General features: G+C 74.9%; 14 protein-coding genes and 1 pseudogene. 8 read left to right on the forward strand and 7 right to left on the reverse strand.

The window, feature by feature from the left end; translation table 11 throughout:
- The first annotated feature begins 207 nt into the window (after positions 1-207).
- The 3 genes from ACFZAU_RS00940 to ACFZAU_RS00950 all read left to right on the forward strand — a co-directional run bounded on the left by ACFZAU_RS00940 (position 208) and on the right by ACFZAU_RS00950 (position 4885).
- Positions 208-2625: a PP2C family protein-serine/threonine phosphatase gene (locus ACFZAU_RS00940; RefSeq protein ID WP_500550467.1), complete on the forward strand. Its 2418-nt coding sequence runs from the start codon at positions 208-210 to the stop codon at positions 2623-2625.
- An 80-nt stretch (positions 2626-2705) separates the two neighbouring features.
- Complete coding sequence (locus tag ACFZAU_RS00945) at positions 2706-3146, forward strand: Lrp/AsnC family transcriptional regulator (protein ID WP_018562423.1); 441 nt, start codon at positions 2706-2708, stop codon at positions 3144-3146.
- A 188-nt stretch (positions 3147-3334) separates the two neighbouring features.
- On the forward strand, positions 3335-4885 hold the full coding sequence (locus ACFZAU_RS00950) for an amidohydrolase (RefSeq protein WP_500551098.1): 1551 nt from the start codon (positions 3335-3337) through the stop codon (positions 4883-4885).
- A gap of 822 nt (positions 4886-5707) precedes the next feature.
- On the opposite strand, the pseudogene ACFZAU_RS00955 reads toward ACFZAU_RS00950, so the two are convergent.
- Positions 5708-5941, reverse strand: a pseudogene (locus ACFZAU_RS00955) (cytochrome P450); the annotation flags it as partial.
- 230 nt (positions 5942-6171) lie between these two features.
- On the opposite strand from ACFZAU_RS00955, the gene lnt reads away from it, so the two are divergent.
- The 3 genes from lnt to fxsA are packed head-to-tail and all read left to right on the forward strand — an operon-like array spanning position 6172 to position 9309.
- Complete coding sequence (gene lnt / locus ACFZAU_RS00960; protein WP_500550468.1) at positions 6172-7830, forward strand: apolipoprotein N-acyltransferase; 1659 nt, start codon at positions 6172-6174, stop codon at positions 7828-7830.
- The gene (locus ACFZAU_RS00965; RefSeq protein ID WP_500550469.1) at positions 7827-8621 is read left to right on the forward strand and encodes a polyprenol monophosphomannose synthase; all 795 of its coding nucleotides are present in this window, start codon (positions 7827-7829) and stop codon (positions 8619-8621) included. The genes lnt and ACFZAU_RS00965 overlap by 4 nt, the downstream gene beginning before the upstream one ends.
- A gap of 43 nt (positions 8622-8664) precedes the next feature.
- Positions 8665-9309, forward strand: a complete 645-nt coding sequence (gene fxsA, locus ACFZAU_RS00970; RefSeq protein ID WP_500550470.1) for an FxsA family membrane protein — start codon at positions 8665-8667, stop codon at positions 9307-9309.
- Between the two features lie 62 nt (positions 9310-9371).
- Here the strand turns inward: fxsA and ACFZAU_RS00975 are convergent, their stop codons facing one another.
- The 3 genes from ACFZAU_RS00975 to ACFZAU_RS00985 form a co-directional block, all read right to left on the reverse strand.
- On the reverse strand, positions 9372-9746 hold the full coding sequence (locus ACFZAU_RS00975) for an RNA polymerase-binding protein RbpA (protein WP_431949087.1): 375 nt from the start codon (positions 9744-9746) through the stop codon (positions 9372-9374).
- Positions 9747-10002: 256 nt separating this feature from the next.
- Positions 10003-11442 carry an MFS transporter gene (locus ACFZAU_RS00980; RefSeq protein WP_500550471.1) on the reverse strand — a complete coding sequence of 480 codons (1440 nt, stop codon included), beginning with the start codon at positions 11440-11442 and terminating at the stop codon, positions 10003-10005.
- Between the two features lie 167 nt (positions 11443-11609).
- Entirely contained in the window at positions 11610-12845 is a 1236-nt protein-coding gene (locus ACFZAU_RS00985; protein WP_500550472.1) for a hypothetical protein, read from the reverse strand.
- 1510 nt (positions 12846-14355) lie between these two features.
- Between ACFZAU_RS00985 and ACFZAU_RS00990 the strand changes: the two genes are divergently transcribed.
- On the forward strand, positions 14356-14961 hold the full coding sequence (locus ACFZAU_RS00990) for a class F sortase (RefSeq protein WP_500550473.1): 606 nt from the start codon (positions 14356-14358) through the stop codon (positions 14959-14961).
- 31 nt (positions 14962-14992) lie between these two features.
- Here the strand turns inward: ACFZAU_RS00990 and ACFZAU_RS00995 are convergent, their stop codons facing one another.
- Positions 14993-15784: a glycerophosphodiester phosphodiesterase family protein gene (locus tag ACFZAU_RS00995; protein WP_500550474.1), complete on the reverse strand. Its 792-nt coding sequence runs from the start codon at positions 15782-15784 to the stop codon at positions 14993-14995.
- The gene (gene yczE / locus ACFZAU_RS01000) at positions 15781-16461 is read right to left on the reverse strand and encodes a membrane protein YczE (RefSeq protein ID WP_500550475.1); all 681 of its coding nucleotides are present in this window, start codon (positions 16459-16461) and stop codon (positions 15781-15783) included. Before yczE ends, ACFZAU_RS00995 begins: the two co-directional genes overlap by 4 nt.
- A gap of 98 nt (positions 16462-16559) precedes the next feature.
- Between yczE and yczR the strand changes: the two genes are divergently transcribed.
- Positions 16560-18050, forward strand: a complete 1491-nt coding sequence (gene yczR, locus ACFZAU_RS01005) for a MocR-like transcription factor YczR (RefSeq protein WP_500550476.1) — start codon at positions 16560-16562, stop codon at positions 18048-18050.
- A 98-nt stretch (positions 18051-18148) separates the two neighbouring features.
- Here yczR and ACFZAU_RS01010 read toward each other — a convergent pair whose 3' ends face one another.
- Positions 18149-18535, reverse strand: a complete 387-nt coding sequence (locus tag ACFZAU_RS01010; protein ID WP_499603015.1) for a hypothetical protein — start codon at positions 18533-18535, stop codon at positions 18149-18151.
- Positions 18536-18779 lie beyond the last annotated feature (244 nt).

An 18779-nucleotide genomic window follows, 5' to 3' on the forward strand; every position in this document is an offset into this window, starting at 1 on the left:
CGCGGTACGGGGGTTGACCGCGCCTGCGCCGGCAGCGCTGGGGCTCGGGCCCACGGCCCGAAGGTCCCGGGTGGCTGACACGGCCCGGGCCCGGCGAGGGCCCCGTCCGTGGCGTCCGCCGCGGGGGCGACCGGGCCACCGGCGTTGGTTCCCGAGGCCGTTCCGGCGAGGGGGTTCTCCCCGGGGTGATTGTGCGATGCTCACAGAGTGAGCCACGACGGAGTCGCCTCCGCGTCCGGTGGCCGGCCCGACGAGCGGTCCGCGGCCGACCAGCTGGCTCGTACCGTCGCCCGGCTGCGCGCCGAACTCGACGAGGAGCGGCTCGCCGCACCCGCGCGGGCCGCCGCCGAGCGGGCCAGGGGCGTGCTCATGGGACGCCTGGGGCTGGGTCCCGGCGGCGCCCAGGAGGAACTGCAACGCCGCGCGGACCGGGCCGGCCGCACCGTGCTTGAGGAGGCCTGGGAGCTGCTGGCCGAGCTGCACACCTCCCGCGCCCCGGTCACCCCGCCGCCGCAGCCGGAAGCGCCGCCCGGGCCCGAGGTCCCCGTGCCCGGGCCCGAGGGCGACCCCCCGTCCGCCTTCACCTCGTCCCGGTACACCTCCCGCCACCACCGACCGCCACCGCCACCGCGTCCGCGTCCGCGGGGGATCGACGGCGTCCGCAGCGCCGCCGGCACCTCGGAGGAGCTGACCTGGCTGCTCGTCGGGCAACTCGTGGACACCGCGGACGTCGACGCCGTGCTGCTCTACACCAGCGCACCGGCGGGCGGCCTCGACCTGGTCGCCCACTCCGGCATCGACGCCGGCACCGCCTCCGCCTGGGGACACGTGCCGCCGCTGCCGGAACTGGCACCCGTGGAGGCGGTGCGCCTCGGCCGCCCGGTGTGGCTGTGCGGTCTCGACAAGGACGGCGCCGACCGCGCCCTCCTCGGCGACCGCCCCGGCATGTGGGCCTCCCGGGCCTGGCTGCCGCTGCGCCGCGGCGAGGACGTCGTCGGCGTGGCCGGCTTCCTCCGCGAACGCCCCGACGACTTCCACCCCGCCGACCGCGCCCTGCTGACGGCCGCCGCGCGCGCCTGCGCCACCTGCCTGTCACCCGCCCCCGCCACCACCTGGCCCGCGACCGTGCAGGCCGTGCTCGACACTCTGTACGAGGCGGCCGTCCTCCTCGTCCCGGTACGCGACGAGGAGGGCCAGGTCACCGACTTCCGCATCGAGGCGGCCGCCCCCGCCTCGGTGGACGTGGCCGGGCGCACCGGGCGCGAACTCGTCGGGCGGCGCATCCTGGAGTGCTACCCGACCGTGGCCGGCACCCCGCTGTGGGACGGGTACCTCGGGACCCTGGCGACCGGCGAACCGTACGAGACCGACCCCTACGAGTACCACGAGGTGGCCGCCGGCGTGCCGCGGACCGCGACCTACTCCGTGGCCGTGGCACGGCTGGGCGACGGCCTGGTCGTCTCCTGGCTGCGGCACGACACGGCGGACCGCGAGATCGAACGGCTGCGCCGGCTCCAGCACCTGGGCAACCTCGGCTGGGCCGACTGGGACCTGGTGGCCGGCTCCCTGAGCTGGTCGCCACAGGTGTTCACGGTCTTCGACCGGGACCCGGCGCTCGGGCCCATGCCGCTGGACGAGCTGCCGCAGCACCTCTTCCCGGAGGACGTGCCCGTCCTCGGCGCCGCGGTGAACGCCCTGCTCGAACGCGGGGACCCGGTCGACGCGCCCTTCCGCATCCGCACCGGCCACGGCACCCGCCACCTGCGCATGGTCGCCGAGGCCGTCACCGACGCCGAGGGCACACCCGTGCTGGTGCACGGCTTCTTCCAGGACCTGACCGCACTGCGCCACGGCGAGATCGCGCTCGACGAGGCCCACCGCGCGTTCAGCACGCAGCAACGGACCCTGAACGCCGAGCACATCCTGGCCCGGCGGCTGCAGCGCGCCCTGCTGCCCGTGCCCGAGGAACCCTTCCAGCTGGGCAGCGTCAGCTGCGACGTCTCCTACCTGCCGGCCGAGAGCACGATCCAGATCGGCGGCGACTGGTTCACCGCCGTCGCCCTCCCCGACGACTCCGTGCTGCTCGCGGTCGGCGACGTCGCCGGCCACGGCGTCGAGGCCGTCGCCACGATGGCCGAGCTCCGCTACGGCGCGGAGGCCATGGCCCTGAGCGGCACGCCCCCGCACCGCCTGCTGGAGCGTCTCAACCAGGTGCTCATGAACACGGGCTCCGCGACCGCCACCATGGTTCTGGCCCAGTACCGGCCCGCCGAGGGCGTCCTCACCTGGGCGCAGGCCGGGCACCTGCCCGTGCTCCACCTTCGCGACGGCCGCGCCGGGTACCTGGAGCGCCCCGAGGGCCGCATCCTCGGTGCCGGCCGGGACAGCGTCTACGGCCTGTGCGAGACCAGGCTGCCGCCCGGGGACCGGCTGTTCCTCTTCACCGACGGCCTGATCGAGCGGCGCGGCCAGGACCTCGGCACCGGTCTCGCCGACCTCGCCCGCTGCGCCGAGCGCGTCGCCGCGGAGCACTGTGACACGGTCGCCGCCGTCCTCACGCGGGCACTCGGCCCCGCGAACCCGCGGGACGACACCTGCCTGCTGTGCGTCCGCATCCGCTCCTGACCGGCGCCGGTCCCGTACGTGCGGGGGGTCGGGGCGGCCGGATACCGCCGACGACCGCGGACCCTGTAGGTTCTTGCGCTGTGGAGGAGCTGGACCGGCAGATCGTGGAACTTCTCGTGGCCGACGGGCGCATGAGCTACACCGACCTGGGCAAGGCCACCGGCCTGTCCACCTCCGCGGTGCACCAGCGCGTCCGGCGCCTGGAGCAGCGCGGGGTGATCCGCGGGTACGCGGCGATCGTGGACCCGGAGTCGGTGGGGCTGTCGCTGACGGCGTTCATCTCGGTGAAGCCCTTCGACCCGAGCGCCCCCGACGACATCGCCGACCGGCTCGCCGAGGTCCCCGAGATCGAGGCCTGCCACAGCGTCGCGGGCGAGGAGAACTACATCCTCAAGGTCCGGGTCGCGACGCCGATCGAGCTGGAGCACCTGCTCGCGCGGATCCGCACCCTGGCCGGGGTCTCCACCCGCACCACGGTCGTCCTCTCCACGCCGTACGAGGCGCGCCCACCGCGCGTCTGAGGGGCCCCACGGCCCCCGGGACCCGACCCACCGCACCATCCCGTCCCCCGCCCCCACCGGGGCCCGGGCGGGCCCACCATCACATCGCGAGGCGAAACCCAGTGCCGCACACCACGAACGAGCCGACCACCACCGTGCTGCTGCGCGGCGGCAACGTCTACAGCCCCGCCGACCCCTTCGCGACGGCCATGGTCGTCGACGGCGGCACGGTCGCCTGGGTCGGCTCCGAGGGCGCCGCCGAGTCCTACGCGTCCGGCGTCGACGAGGTGATCGACCTCGACGGGGCGCTGGTCACCCCGGCCTTCACCGACGCCCACGTGCACACCACCGCCACCGGCCTGGCGCTGACCGGCCTCGACCTGGCCCCCGCCTCCGACCTGGCGGACGCCCTCGCCCGCGTCACCGCGTACGCGCACGCCCACCCCGGGCACCAGGTGCTGCTCGGCCACGGCTGGGACGAGAGCCGCTGGCCGGGACGGCGCCCGCCGACCCGCGCGGAACTGGACGCCGCGACCGGCGGCCGCCCCCTGTACCTGACGCGCGCCGATGTCCACTCGGCGGTCGTCACCACGGCCCTGCTGGCGCTGGCCCCCGGTGCCGAGGGCATGGCCGGGTACGACCCCGACGGGCCGCTGACCCGCGACGCCCACCACGCTGTCCGGCGCGCCGCCTACGCCGCCGTGACGCCCGAGCAGCGCGCCGCCGCCCAGCGCGCCGCGCTCGCCCACGCCGCCTCGCTCGGCATCGGCGCCGTCCACGAGTGCGCGGGCCCGGACATCTCCTCCGAGGGCGACCTGACCGCGCTGCTCCGGCTGGCGGCGGACGAGCCCGGGCCGCGGGTGTACGGCTACTGGGCCGAGGCCGTGACCGGTGCCGGGGACCTGGAGCGCATCCGGGACCTGGGCGCCGTCGGCGCGGGCGGCGACCTCTTCGTGGACGGCTCCATCGGCTCCCGTACGGCCTGCCTGCACGCCCCGTACACCGACGCGCTCGCCGTGGGCGGCACCGCCTACCTGGACGCGGCGGCGATCGCCGATCACGTGGCGCTGTGCACCGAGGCCGGGGTGCAGGCGGGCTTCCACGCGATCGGCGACGCCGCCGTGGCCGCCGTCGCGGAAGGCGTGCGCGAGGCCGCCCGCCGGGTGGGCCTGGGCCGGGTGCGCGCGCTGCGGCACCGTGTGGAGCACGCCGAGATGATGACCGGCGACACCGTCGCCGCCTTCGCGGAACTGGGCCTGGTCGCCTCCGTGCAGCCCGCCTTCGACGCCGCCTGGGGCGGCGAGGACGGCATGTACGCCCAGCGGCTCGGCGCCGAGCGGGCCCGCACCCTCAACCCCTTCGCCGCCATGACCCGGGCCGGTGTGCCGCTCGCCCTCGGCTCCGACAGCCCTGTCACGCCGCTCGACCCCTGGGGCACGGTGCGCGCCGCCGCGTTCCACCGGACGCTGGAGCACCGCATCTCCGTCCGCGGCGCGTTCAACGCCCACACCCGCGGAGGCTGGCGCGCGGTGGGCCGTGACGAGGCGGGCGTCCTCGTGCCCGGCGCACCCGCGGACTACGTCGTGTGGCGGGCCGGCGACCTCGTGGTCCAGGCCCCCGACGAGCGGGTCGCCAACTGGTCGACCGACCCCCGCTCCGGCACCCCCGGCCTGCCCGACCTCACCCCCGGGCTCCCGCTGCCGACGGCGCTGCGCACGGTGGTCGGCGGCCGTACGGTCTTCGCACGGCCGAACGAGTGACGGGTCAACGGCCGATGCCTCCGAACGGTTCTCCGTCGGGATGGCGTGGAACTTTCCCTAGCCGCGCGTTGACCTGCTGATTTGGTCAATCTGCGCAGGTCAAACGGCTGTTGACAGGCGGCGGTCGGGGGCGAGTAGGTTCGGCCGGGTCCACCACCGGACGTCCGACCGGATCTCCGTGCGCCGACGGCCGCAGCTGGGCCACCGGGCGTCGCGCCGAACGGCGTGCGTCACTGGAGCCAGGTCCAGCGCTCGCGGCACGGAACGCGGTCCGCCTCGCCGAGAGGCTCCGCCCGGTCGGCAGGTGTGACCCGGGAGGGGCCCGGACGCCCAGTAGACAACGGCCTTGTCGCCGATCCGCAGCCAGCGGGTCCCAGGTCGGCCCGAAGGGCGTTCCGGGCCCCGAGCAGTTCGCCCCGCCCTCGCCCCCCTCCCGGGCAGCCCGGGTGTCCCTGCCGTGCCGTACGCCCCGCGCGCGACCGGAACGCCGGTACCCCGGCTGCCGCGTCGCCCGGGACGCGCGCATCGGGCCGGCGTCGGCCGTGGCCGGGGTGCGGACGGACGGCGCCCGGTGTCGGCCACGCCGCTCCCGCACCGCCACCCGCACGCGCGGCCCGTGCCCGGGTGGGTCGGGACCGCGTTCACCCCACGGAGGCGGGCGGCGAAGGCGGCCGACTGCCGCCAGGCCGGCCTGAGAGGGCTCGGCCCGTCGGACGAGGCTCGCCGCGACGGGGCTCGCGGCGCTGCGCCGCCGGGACATCACGGCGTGAGCGGGGGGACCCGGCCCTCGGGCCGGGTCCCGCAGCCGCACCGGGCCGGGTGCTAGCAGGTGACGCGCAGTTCGCGCAGACCCCGGATGACGTAGCCCTCGTTCCAGGCGGGTTCCGCCGCGAGTTCCAGCCGCGGGGCGCGGCGCAGCAGCGCCGTGAAGGACGCGGCCAGTTCGATGCGGGCCAGCGGGGCGCCGAGGCAGTAGTGGATGCCGGCGCCGAAGGTGATGTGCGGGTTGTCCGCGCGGGAGAGGTCCAGCCGGTCGGGGTCGGCGAAGCGCTCCGGCGACGCCGCCGTGGCGTTCGGCCCTCGCCCGGGCGCGAGCCGACAGCGCCCCCACGTCGGCAGGGTCCGCGGCCGGTCGCCGCCGGGCAGGCCGGCGACGCCCCGCGTTGACGCCCACCGCCCCGGGCGTGCCCGGGGCGGGAGGCTTTGCCCGCCCGGGGTCCGCGGACACGGCCGTTGGAGGTACGGTCACTCTCACACAGTGACCACCTGCAGGAAGGCCGCGAACCTTGCGACCGCGCTCCGACGCCGCACCGGCCCCCGCCGCGCCGCCGGCGACGTCCGTAGAACCGCCGCCGCCACCCGCCCCGGCACCCGGCCGTACCGCCCGCATGGCGCGCGCCCTGCGGGCGAACGCGCGGCGGTCGGGGCTCGCCGCGCTGTGCGGCCTGGCGCTGGCGGCGGCGTTCCCGCCGTACGGGGTGTGGCCGCTGTCGGTCGCGGCCGTGGCCGGCCTGGCACTGCTGACCCGGGGCCGTACCGCCCGTCAGGGCGCCTGGCTGGGCTTCGCCTTCGGGCTGCCGTTCTTCGTGTGGCTGCTGCTGTGGCTGCGGGTGATCGGCTGGGACGCCGTCGTGGGCCTGTCCGTCATCGAGGCGGCCTTCGTCGCCGTGCTGGGCGCGGGCCTGGCGGTCACGTCGCGGCTGCGCGCCTGGCCGCTGTGGGGCGCCTGCCTGTGGGTGGCGGAGGAACTCGCCAGGGACCGGCTGCCGTTCGGCGGTTTCCCGTGGGGCAGGCTCGCCTTCGCGAACACCGCTACGCCCTTCACGCCGCTCGCCGCGCTCGGCGGGGCGCCGCTGGTGACCTTCGCCGTGGCGCTGTGCGGGTCGCTGCTGGCCGCGGCGGCGGTCGCCGTGTGGCGGCTGCGCAAGGGCCCGGTCGTCTTCGGCGCGCGCCGCTTCGTGCCCGCGACGACGGCCGCCGTGCTGGCCGTGGCAACCTTCGCCGCGGGGTACGCGGTGCCGGTGCCCACCGCGGCCGACGACTCCGTGCGGGTGGCCATCGTGCAGGGCAACGTCCAGCAGCCGGGCATGCACTTCCTCGGCCGGCCGCTGAAGATCCTCAACAACCACGTCGAGGCGACCCTGAAGCTCGCCGAGGACGTCAAGGCGGGCCGCGTGCCCAAGCCCGATCTGGTGATCTGGCCGGAGAACTCCTCCGACATGGACCCGTTCTCCGAGCCCCAGGCCTACGCCCTGATCACGGAGGCGGTCCGGGCGGTCGGCGTCCCCGTCCTCGTCGGCGCCCTGGTCGACGGCCCGGACGCCGACCACGTCCAGAACGAGGGCATCGTCTGGGACCCGGAGAGCGGCCCCGGCGACCACTACACCAAGCAGCACCCGGTGCCGTTCGGCGAGTACGTGCCCTTCCGCGAGCAGCTCACCAAGGTCATCAAGCGGCTCGACCAGGTCCCGCGGGACTTCTACCCGGGCCAGGGGAGCGGCGTCCTGCAGATCGGCCCGGCCAGGCTCGGCGACGTCATCTGCTTCGAGGTGGCGTACGACGGGATCGTCCACGACACCGTCACCGCGGGTGCCCGCGCCCTGATCATCCAGACCAACAACGCCACCTACGGCCGCACCGGCCAGCCCGAGCAGCAGCTGGCGATGTCCCGGCTGCGCGCCGTCGAGCACGGTCGCGCCGTGGTGACGGCGGCGACGAGCGGCATCACCGCCGTCGTCGCCCCCGACGGACGCATCGAGCAGCAGACCGAGGAGTTCACGCAGACCGTGCTCAGCGCGCGGCTGCCGCTCCGCGACGATCTGACCGTCGCCGACCGCGTCGGCTCCGCTCCCGAATGGACCCTCGCTATGGTGGGCCTCCTGTCCTGGGCCGCGGCGATCATGCTGGGCAGGCGGGGACGCAACGAGACGGAGGAGCAGCAGTGAGCGATGGCGGTGGGGTCACCCGTGGCGCAGCCCAGGGGAGGGCCTTCGGGCCGCTCGGCTCGGTCCTCGTGATCATCCCCACGTACAACGAGGCCGACAACGTCAAGCCGATCGTCGCCCGCGTCCGTGCGGCCGTGCCCGAGGCGCACGTCCTCGTCGCCGACGACAACAGCCCCGACGGCACCGGCAAGCTCGCCGACGAGCTGGCGGCCGCCGACGACCACGTCCACGTGCTGCACCGCAAGGGCAAGGAGGGGCTGGGCGCCGCCTACCTGGCGGGCTTCCGCTGGGGCATCGAGCGGGACTACGGCGTGCTCGTGGAGATGGACGCCGACGGCTCGCACCAGCCCGAGGAGCTGCCGCGTCTGCTGACCGCGCTCAAGGGCGCCGACGTGGTGCTGGGCTCCCGCTGGATCCCCGGCGGCCGGGTGGTGAACTGGCCCAAGTCCCGCGAGTTCCTGTCGCGCGGCGGCAGCACCTACTCGCGGCTGCTGCTCGACGTGCCGCTGCGCGACGTCACCGGGGGCTACCGGGCGTTCCGCAAGGACACGCTGCTGGGCCTGGGCATGGACGAGGTGGCCTCCCAGGGCTACTGCTTCCAGGTCGACCTCGCCTGGCGGGCGGTGAAGTCCGGCTTCCACGTCGTCGAGGTCCCCATCACCTTCGTGGAGCGCGAGCGCGGCGACAGCAAGATGAGCCGGGAGATCGTCGCCGAGGCGCTGTGGCGGGTCACCGCCTGGGGCGTCGGCTCCCGCGTGAGGCGGCTGACGTCGGGGCGGCGCCGCGGCTGACCGGCCCTCGGGACTTCGGCGGGGAGCAGGCACAATGGTGCGTATGACGATCAGCTCCCCGCCGCCGGCCGGTCCGCGGCAACCGGGCGGCGACGCGCGTCCGCAGCGGCGTTCGCGACCCGGCAGGTGGATACCGCTCGCAGTGGCCGCCTACGTGCTGCTGGAGATCTGGCTGCTCATCCTGGTCGCCGGCGCCGCCGGCGGCCTCACCGTCCTCCTGCTGCTCGTCGTGGGCTTCGTCTGCGGGGCGCTGGCCGTACGCCACGCCGGGCGCAGCGCCTGGCGCTCGCTGAACGAGGCGATGCGGTCCGCGCAGCAGGGACGGGACCCCGAGGAGGCCCGGAAGGCGTCCGGCGCCGGGAACGGCGGCAGCGGCGCGGCGCCAGTCATGACCGGCGGGCTGCTGCTGATGGTGCCGGGGCTGGTCTCCGACGTGGCGGGGCTGCTCTTCCTCTTCCCGCCGACGCGTTCCCTGCTGACGAGGGCGGGCAGGCGCGCCCTCGACCGGCGGGCCTCCGCGGCCCGCGGGCGGGGTTCCGGCCAGGGCTCGCTGGGCGACCTCTTCGCCCAGGCGCGCGCCGCCGAGGAGCAGATGCGCATCCACCGCCCGGACGGCAAGGTCATCCAGGGTGAGGTCGTCGAGCCCGGGCCGGATCAGGACGACGAAAACCCCGGGCCGCGGCACTGAGGCCACGCTCGCCCGGGGCGCACGTCTCCCGGGCCCGCCCCTCACGGGCCCGTCTCCTTCTGTCAGGCGCTCTTGCGGTTGTCGCGCGGATGCACCGCGATGTTCATGGCGCCGGAGCGCAGGACGGCGAGCCGTTCGGCCAGCACTTCCTCCAGCTCCTCGACCGTGCGCCGCTCCATGAGCATGTCCCAGTGCGTACGCGCGGGCTTGCTCGTCTTCTCCTCCGGGCCCTCTCCGTCGACCAGGAGTGCGATCTGGCCGCAGGCGCGGCACTCCCACTCCGGCGGGATCTCGGCCTCCACCGAGAACGGCATCTCGAATCGATGTCCGTTCCGGCATGCGTACTCAACGGTCTGGCGCGGTGCCAGATCGATGCCGCGGTCGGTCTCGTAGCTCGTCGCCCCGAGTCGCGTGCCGCGGAGAGCTCGCTCACTCATGAATCGTGCCTCCCGGGCTGTGTCGCCCACAGGACAGGTGTCGCTGTCGTCGTCATCCGGTCAACGTCCGGTCGGCGGTGAAGATTCCCGGTCTCGGGAGGTGCGTCGCCCGTCGTGTCGCCCCTTTTTGTACCCATCAACGCCCGTTTTGTCACATCTAACGTGAGATGTCACCCTGCGTTCTGGTATCTTTAGCGCGCAGTAACGGTCCGTCCGACGGCCAACGGCGTACACTACCGCGCCGCGCCCATCCGCACTAAATCGTCTCGGGGACCGGATTGCCCGCGGCCGCCACCGCCCGCCGCATCGGCACCCTCGCCAGCAGCACGAAGCCGATGACGAAGAACGCCACCAGGGACACGATCGCGTCCCGGTAGCTCCCGGTCAGCTGGTACGTCAGGCCGAACAGCAGCGGTCCCAGCCAACTCGTTCCCCGGTCGCTGACCTCGTACACCGAGTAGTACTCGGCCTCCTTGCCGCGTGGGATGAGGTGTGAGAAGAGCGAGCGGGACAGCGCCTGGCTGCCGCCCAGGACCATCCCGATGGCCGCCGCCAGGCAGTAGAACGCCACCGGCTCGCCGGCCGGCAGGAAGAAGCCGGCGCCGATCGTCAGCGTCCACGCCACCAGAGAGCCCAGCACGGTACGGCGCGCCCCGTAGCGTGCCGCCAGCCGGCCCAGCAGCAGGGCACCGAAGACCGCCAGCACCTGCACCAGGAGGATCGCCCCGATCAGGGCCGTCTCGTCGAGCTCCAGCTCCTCGGAGCCGTAGAGCGAGGCCTGCGAGATCACGGTCTGGATGCCGTCGTTGTAGACGAGGTACGCCAGCAGGAAGCCCAGGGTGAGCGGGTGGCGGCGCATGTCCCGCAGCGTGTCCGCGAGTTGACGCCAGCCCTGGCGCAGCGAGCCCCCGCCCTTGACGGCCTGCCCGGCGGACCGCGCGCCCGCCGGGGTGTCGCGCAGCCGCATCAGCGGGACGAGGGTGAAGGCCGCCCACCACAGGCCCGCCGAGGCCAGGCAGATGCGCACCGCCATGCCCTTGGAGACGCCGACCGCGTCGTGCCCGAGGAACAGCGCCAGGTTGGCGACGAGCATCAACGCCCCGGCGGCGTAACCGAACGCCCAGCCTCGCGAGGACACCGCGTCGCGCTCGTGCGGATCGGCGATCTCGGGCAGGAAGGCGTTGTAGAGGACCATGGCCGACGCGAAGGCGACGTTGGCGACGATCAGCAGTCCGCCGCCGAGGAGGTAGCGGTCCCCGGTCACGAAGAACATCGCCGTCGTCGCGGCCGCGCCGATGTACGCGAACGTCCCGAGCAGCGCCTTCTTGCGGCCCGTGCGGTCGGCGACCGCCCCGGCGAGCGGCATCACCAGCACCGACAGCAGCACGGAGGCGGAGACCACGTACGCGAAGTACGCACCGGCGCGGACCGGTATCCCGAGCGGGTGGACGTAACCGTCGGGACCCGCGGCCGTCTCCGCGATGTCCGTGAGGTACGGCCCCAGGAAGACCGTGATCACACTCGTGGAGAAGACCGAGTTGGCCCAGTCGTAGAAGTACCAGCCGCGCTGTGCGCGCCGCCGCTCGTGCGCCGGGGCGGTGGTGCCGTCGTGCACCGCCGTGTCCTGCGCCTCGCCCGTGGTCACCCGTGGTTCCTGCCGATCCGTGTCGTGCGCCGTGCCGATGTGATCGGTCATGATGCCATCGACGGCCGGGGCGGGGGAGGGGGATCATCCACCGGATCCACGCGTTCATCCGGCGGACTCCTCCCGTCCGTCCGGCCCGTGCACGGGACTGCCCCCGGGCGCCACGCGGGCGGCCCGGGGGCAGGACGGTCAGCCTGTGTCGCGGAGGTCCGCGGCGATCAGGCGCGACCGCCGTTCATGCGCCGGCGGCGCAGCATGTAGACACCGGCACCGGCACCGGCGACCAGGAACGAGGCGCCGAGCAGGGTCTCCGGGGTGTTCATCCCGATCGAACCGCCGAAGCCGGTGTCGGGGCCGCCGCCGTTGCCGCCACCACCGCCACCGCCGCCGTTGCCGCCGCCGCCGCCGTTGCCGCCACCGCCGCCGCCGTTGCCGCCGCCGTAACCGCCGCCGCCGTGGCCGCCCTTGCAGCCCTTGTTGCCGCGACCGTAGCCGCCGTTGTCGTCGCCGCCACGGCCGCCGCCGTTGCCGCCCCACGAGTCGTCCATGTTGCGGCCGTCGTCGGACCCGCCGCCGAAGCTCTGCGCGGTCAGGTCGTTGCCGTTGTTGCCGTCGCCCCCGTTCTCGTCGTTGCCGTTCTCGTCGTTGCCGTTGTCGCCGCCGCCGTTGCGGTCGCCGTTGCCGCCACCGCCGTTGCCGCCACCGCCGTTGCCGCCGCCGCCGTTGTCGCCGCCGTTGCCCCGGCCGCCACCGCCGCCGCCGTTGTCACCGCCGCCGTTGTCACCGCCGCCGCCGTAACCGCCGCCGCCGTTGTCACCGCCGCCGCCGTAACCGCCGCCGCCACCACGGCCGTTGTCGTCGTCGCTGCCCCACCACGACTCGCACCGGTCGTCGCCGCCGTAGCCGTGACCACGTCCGTAGCCGCCGCCACCGCCGCCGTGGCCGCCACCGTGGCCGCCGCCGTAACCGCCGTGCTCGCCGCCGCCGTGCTCGCCGCCCCGGCCGCCGCTGTCACGGCCCTCGCCCTGACCCTCGCCGTCACGGCCGTTCTCGCCGTCCCGCTCGCCGCTGGCGCTCAGGATCTTGAGGGTGTCGGTGTCCGACTCGGTGGTGCCGGTGCTGCCGGTGGCCGGGGTGCACGTCACGGTGACGGTGTAGGTACCGGGGTCGATCCCCTGCGGGACGTCGAAGACCGCGCGCTTGCCCGTCGCGGTCGGCTGCCAGACGTCACCGGTCAGGCTGCCGGTGGTGAGGAAGAGCCCACCGGGGGAGGAGACGGCCGTCACGGTGCCGGTCAGGCAGGTGGCCCCGTCGGCGGTGATGGCGACCGGCTGCCCGGCGACGGCCTCTTCCGGAATGATGTTGACGTTCGTGAGGGCGAACGCATGCGACGCCGGGAGAATCACTGCGGCGGCCGTCATGGTCGCCGCTGCGAGAATGCGTGAACCACGCATGGGGGGAACCTCCTTGCGGACGGGGCAGGCGGGATTGGGGATCACCGCGACACGAACTGCGACCGCGTCCTTGAGATCCATGGCACGAGGGCGGGGATCTTCACGCACCTCGGAATCGGCACAGGGCCTCCCCCGGACGGGGCATCACCACTCCGCCCGGAACAGCGTTGTCGCAGGTGGGAGCCATACCCACGGCGACATCAGAAAAATGTGAAGAGCTCGTCAAACGGGTGACCGGACGTCCGCCGGAAACGGCGTCAGCGGACGTCCAGTCAGCCGAGGAACCATCAGGCCACGTCTCGTCAGAACGCCTCCCCAGGGGCGCGATATACGCCCGGGGAACGAGCGCCCCTACGGGGCGGGGTTCGGCTGTCCCCGTCCACTCGGGAAAACCGCTGCGGAAAAGGTGATTTCACCGGCGTTCACCGGAGCGGCGCGGCAGGGGAATTCGCCCGGACGCACCGAATGGCCGGTTCCGCCCGGGCCTCCCCGCGGCCCGGCGCCTTCCGGACGCCGGCGCAGCGACCCTCATGGACCGTGCGTGCCGTGAACCCGCGGGACCCGGGACCGCGTTGGCGACAGCGGCGGACCCCGTACCGGCGGTGCCCGTGCCGCCCGGCAGCCCTTCGGCGCGCGCGTGGTACACGACGGCCGTGGCCACGGCCAGTGCGTGCGGATCGTCGGACCGCGGCGGGCACGGGTGATGAGCACCCGTCAGGACACGCTCGGCATCATCGGCGCCGCTCCGGGCGCCGCCGCCCCGGTTGGCCCCGCTGCCGCAGCGCCGCCACTCGATCGAGTGGGGCGTACATTGCCCGGTTAGCACTGATCCATCCGCGTTTGACGCATACTTCGGTTTAACATCATTTATGACGGACTGTCACTCGTGACCCACCGGTCGGAGCTGAGGACTGCGATGCTGCGAAACTCCGGGGACCAGACCACCCCCGTGCCCTGGTACGGACAGCCCGACGCCTGGTACGGGCAGCCCGACCCGTGGTTCGGCCAGCCCTTCGTGCCGGAGCACACCGCCGGCGTGGCGCGGGCACCCGGCCGGCCGGACCGCACCCCGCAGCCCCCGGCCCGCGCCCGGCCCGCCGACCCGGCGCCGGCGCGGACGGGGCAGCCGCCCGCGAAGAAGCAGAGGCAGAAGAGGAAGGGCAGGCCGGCCGCGAAGGCGCCGGCTCCGCCGAAGGGCACGGCCAAGCCGCCGGCTCCGGCCGGTGCGAAACCGCCGGCACCCGCTCCGCCGAAGCCGCCGGCGCCCACTCCCGTCACACCCCCCGCCCCCGCTGCCGTGAAGCCCCCGGCCCCGGCCGGCGTGAAGCCCCCGGCGTCGGCGCCCGCGAAACCGCCGGCGGCGCCCGCGAAACCGCCGGCGGCGCCCCGGCGTCGTCCGGTGCCGCGCCCGGGCCTTCCCGGCCGTCCCGGCGGCGGAACGGCCGGGCGCCCCGGGGCGGCGCGCCCCGGGCGGTTGACGCTGACCCGGCGCGGGCGTGGTGCGGTCGGGGTGCTCGTGTGCTCGGTCCTCGTCACCGGGGTGGTGCTGACCTTCCAGGGCTTCACCGGGATGGACGGGCCACCCCAGCCCTCCGCCGCCTCCGCGGCGCTCTCCGACGCGGCCGCGATCAAGGCGCCGCCCCCGCTGCCGCCCGCCCAGCCGACGCGCATCCGCATCCCCGGCGTGAGCATCGACGCGCCGATCATGAACGTGGGCCTGGACAGCCGCGGCGTGATCGCGGCACCGCCGCTGGAGAAGGCGGGCGAGGCCGCGTGGTTCAAGGACTCGGTCAGCCCGGGGGCCCGGGGCTCCTCCGTCATCGTCGGCCACGTCGACAACGAGAGCGGACCCGCCGTCTTCTACAGCCTCGGGGCGCTGAAGAAGGGATCCACCATCGACGTGGTGCGCGACGACGGCACCACGGCGATCTTCACCATCTACGGCATCGAGGTGTTCACCAAGGCGGAGTTCCCCTCCAAGCGCGTCTACGGGGACACCAAGGACCCCGAACTGCGCGTGATCACCTGCGGCGGCACCTACAGCAAGGACTCGGGCTACTCGGGCAACGTCGTGGTCTTCGCCCGGATGTCCAAGACGAAGCAGGCCAAGGTGTGACGGGTCCCGGCCGCACGGCCGGGACCGGCCGTCAGGTGGTCCAGACCCCGCGTTCGCTGAACACCGAGCGCAGGGCCTCCAGACGGTCGGTCATGATCCCGTCCACGCCGAGGTCCAGCAGCGCGCGCATCCGGGCCTCGTCGTTGATCGTCCATACGTGCACCTGCAGGCCCAGCCCGTGCGCCGCCGCGATGAACGCGGGGTCGACGACCCGGATGCCGTACGCCCGCTCGGGCACCTGCACGCACACCGCGCCGCGCCGCCGTGCCGCGGCGAGGAGCAGGCGCTCGGCCGCGCGGCCGCCCCGGGAGAGCAGCCGCAGGTCGGCCACGCCGCGGGTGCCCAGGGAACTGGCCAGCCGCCGGCCGCCCAGCGCGCGGGCCCGGACCAGCCGGGCCTCGGAGAACGAGCCCACGCAGACCCGGTCCCACGCGTCGGTGCGGCGCACCATCTCCACCAGGGGCTCGACCGCGGCGTCCGTCTTGGTGTCCACGTTCCAGCGGGCGTCCGGGAACTCCTCCAGCAGTTCCTCGAACAACGGCACCGGCTCGCGCCCGGCCACCCGGGCCCGGGCCACCTCGCCCCACGTCAGTTCCGCGATCCGCCCGCCGGCGTCGGTGACCCGGTCGAGGGACGCGTCGTGGAAGGCGACCAGCACGCCGTCCGAGGTCAGGTGGACGTCGGTCTCCAGGTAGCGGTAGCCGAGGTCGACGGCGCGCCGGAAGGCCCAGGCGGTGTTCTCCAGGCCGTCCGCGGTGCCGCCGCGGTGGGCGAAGGCGATCGGGGCCGGGCTGTCCAGGTACGGATGGCGTGTGTCGCTCACTCCGGCAGTATGGCGCGCCCCTCCGCGGCGTCCGCCACCGGCCGCCCCCCTCGGGCGACGACCACGGAGTCGTCCTCCGGACGGGACGCCGGCAGCTCGAACAGCCGCAGGAAGAACTGGGCCAGCGGCCCGATCGACACCGCGTAGACGACCGTGCCGACACCGACGCTGCCGCCCAGTACGAAGCCGACCGCCAGCACGGTGACCTCGATCGCCGTGCGCACCAGGCGGATGGAGCGGCCCGTCCGGTGGTGCAGGCCCGTCATCAGTCCGTCGCGGGGGCCCGGGCCGTACCGGGCGGTGATGTAGAGGCCGGTCGCCACGCCGTTCAGCACCACGCCCGCCACCAGCAGCGGGATCCGCACACCGAGGCCGTGCGGCTGGGGGAGCAGGGCCAGCGTCGCGTCCATCGACAGGCCGACGACGAAGACGTTGGAGACGGTGCCCAGGCCCGGCCGCTGGCGCAGCGGCCACCACAGCAGCAGGACGAGCGCGCCCACCGCCACCGAGACCAGGCCGATGCTGACACCGGTGTGCCGCGAGATGCCCTGGTGCAGGACGTCCCAGGGGTCGAGGCCCAGCGCGGCCCGCACCTGCACGGCCGCGCTCGCCCCGTAGAGGGCCAGTCCCGCGTAGAGGTGCAACAGGCGGCGTGCGGTTCTGGATTGGCCCTCCACGGGACCCCCCTTTGGCCGTGACGAGTCGATGCGCGACACTATGTGGCATGGTCCTGGGAGAAATCCATGGCCAATATGCGGAAGGTGGACCGGAAACCATGTCGCAGTGGACCGCAACGGTAGGGGTCGCCCATCTCGCGCGTCTCCTGGAGCCTCGTCCGGGCCGGAGCGCCGCCGGCCGCCGCGTCCCCGCCTACCGCGGGCTCGCCGACGGCATCCGGGTCGCCGTCCTGGAGGGGCGTGTGCCGGTGGCCGCGCGGCTCCCCGCGGAACGCGAACTGGCCCTCGCCCTCGCCGTCAGCCGCACCACCGTCGCCGCCGCCTACGAGGCGCTGCGCGCCGAGGGCTTCGCGCGGTCGCGGCGCGGCGCCGGCACCTGGACCGCCGTGCCGGACGGGCACGCCCTGCCGACCCGCGGTCTGGAGCCGCTTCCGCCGGACGCCGCCGGCACCGTCATCGACCTCGGCTGCGCGGCGCTGCCCGCGCCCGAGCCGTGGCTGACCCGCGCCGTCGAGGGCGCGCTGGCGGACCTGCCGTCGTACTCGGCCACCCACGGCGACTTCCCCGCCGGGCTGCCCGTGCTGCGCGAGGCCATCGCCGCGCGCTACACCGCGCGCGGCATCCCCACCCTTCCCGAGCAGATCATGGTGACCACCGGCGCCATGGGCGCCATCGCGGCCGCCGTACGCCGTCTCGGGGCCCCCGGCGAGCGCGTCGCCGTGGAGTCACCGAGCTACGCCAACGTACTGGAACTGCTGCGGGAGAGCGGCGCCCGGCTCGTCCCCGTCGCCATGCGCGAGGGCCTCGGCGGCTGGGACCTCGACGCCTGGAAGCGCGTCCTGCGCGACGCGGCGCCGCGCATGGCCTACGTCATGCCCGACTTCCACAACCCCACCGGCACCCTCGTCCCGGACGACCAGCGCCGCGCCCTCGTCGAGGCCGCCCGCGCCGCGGGGACCGTCCTGGTCGCCGACGAGACCATGGCCGAGCTGCCGCTCGACGGGGCGGCGTCCGCGCCGCGCCCGATGGCCGCCTTCGACCGCGGCGGCAGCGTCATCACCGTCGGCTCGGCGAGCAAGGCCATCTGGGCCGGGCTGCGCATCGGCTGGGTCCGCGCGGCGCCCGACGTCGTGCGCCGCCTCGTCAGCGCCCGCGCCTACCTGGACCTCGGCTCGCCCGTCGTCGACCAGCTCGCCGTGGCGTGGCTGCTGCGCACCGGGGCGTGGGACGACGCGGTCGCCGCCCGGCGCGAACGGGCGCGCGCCCACCGGGACGACCTGGTGGCGGCGCTGCGCGAGCGGCTGCCCGACTGGGAGTTCGCCGTCCCGTCCGGCGGCATGACCATGTGGGTGCGGACCGGGGACGTGTCCGGCTCACGCCTCGCCGTCGCGGGCGAGCGCCTCGGCGTACGCGTCCCCTCGGGCCCGCGGTTCGGCGTCGACGGCGCCTTCGAGGGGTACGTCCGGCTGCCCTTCACCGTCGGCGGGCCGGTGGCGCGCGACGCCGTGGAGCGGCTGGCGGCGGCCGCGCAGACCGTCCGCGACGGCGGCGGCTCCGAGGGCGAGGGGTCGGGGCTCTTCGTGGCCTGAACCGGGCGGGGCGGGGCCCGGCACCGGTGCGACGCCCATGCGGCCCGGGACCGCCCGCCGCCTGGCGGGCCGTCCCGGGCCCGGGGACGCCCTCCGGCTCAGCGGCCGTCGGACAGCTCCGTGAGGCGGAGCCGCAGCTCGACCTCCTGGTCACCGGAGACGGAACCCTGCTCCTCGAGGCGGAAGGAGTCGCCGAGCACCTTCTTGACCTCGCGGACGTGACGGGGCCCGCCGGAGAGGTCCGCGATCAGGGCGCCGTCGAGGTGGACGGGGCCCAGCTCGTGCCCGTGGCTGCGGGTGTCGACGGAGGCGGCCCACACGGTCGGGTGCGAGGACCCGGGGCGGGGTTCCACGGCCTCGGTGAGCGACTCGCCCGGACGCGTCGGGAAGGCCGCCTCCAATGCGCCCAGCACGGCTCCGGCGTCCTGCCGCTCGCAGCCGGTGAGGAGGACGTCGACGTGGGAGTTGGAGTGGTGGCTGCTCATCTGCGGTTCTCCTCTCGGGAGGCCCGGCACGGTGCGTTCGCCACTGCCACTGCACGCCGCGCCCCCTCTTCAGCGTAGGACGGCGACCGTCCACCCGCAGCGGGCGCCCCGCGCCGCCGGGCTGCCGGTCGGCTGTGCGCCTACCCGCGGCCGCGGTGTCCTCACACGAGGTGCGTGAGCCCAGCGCCGGTGAGCGGGGCCGGGACCGCCGGGGGCGCTGCGAGGTCGTGCGCGGCTCCGGCGT

It is taken from the genome of Streptomyces sp. NPDC008238 (assembly GCF_042956445.1).
Classification (GTDB): domain Bacteria; phylum Actinomycetota; class Actinomycetes; order Streptomycetales; family Streptomycetaceae; genus Actinacidiphila.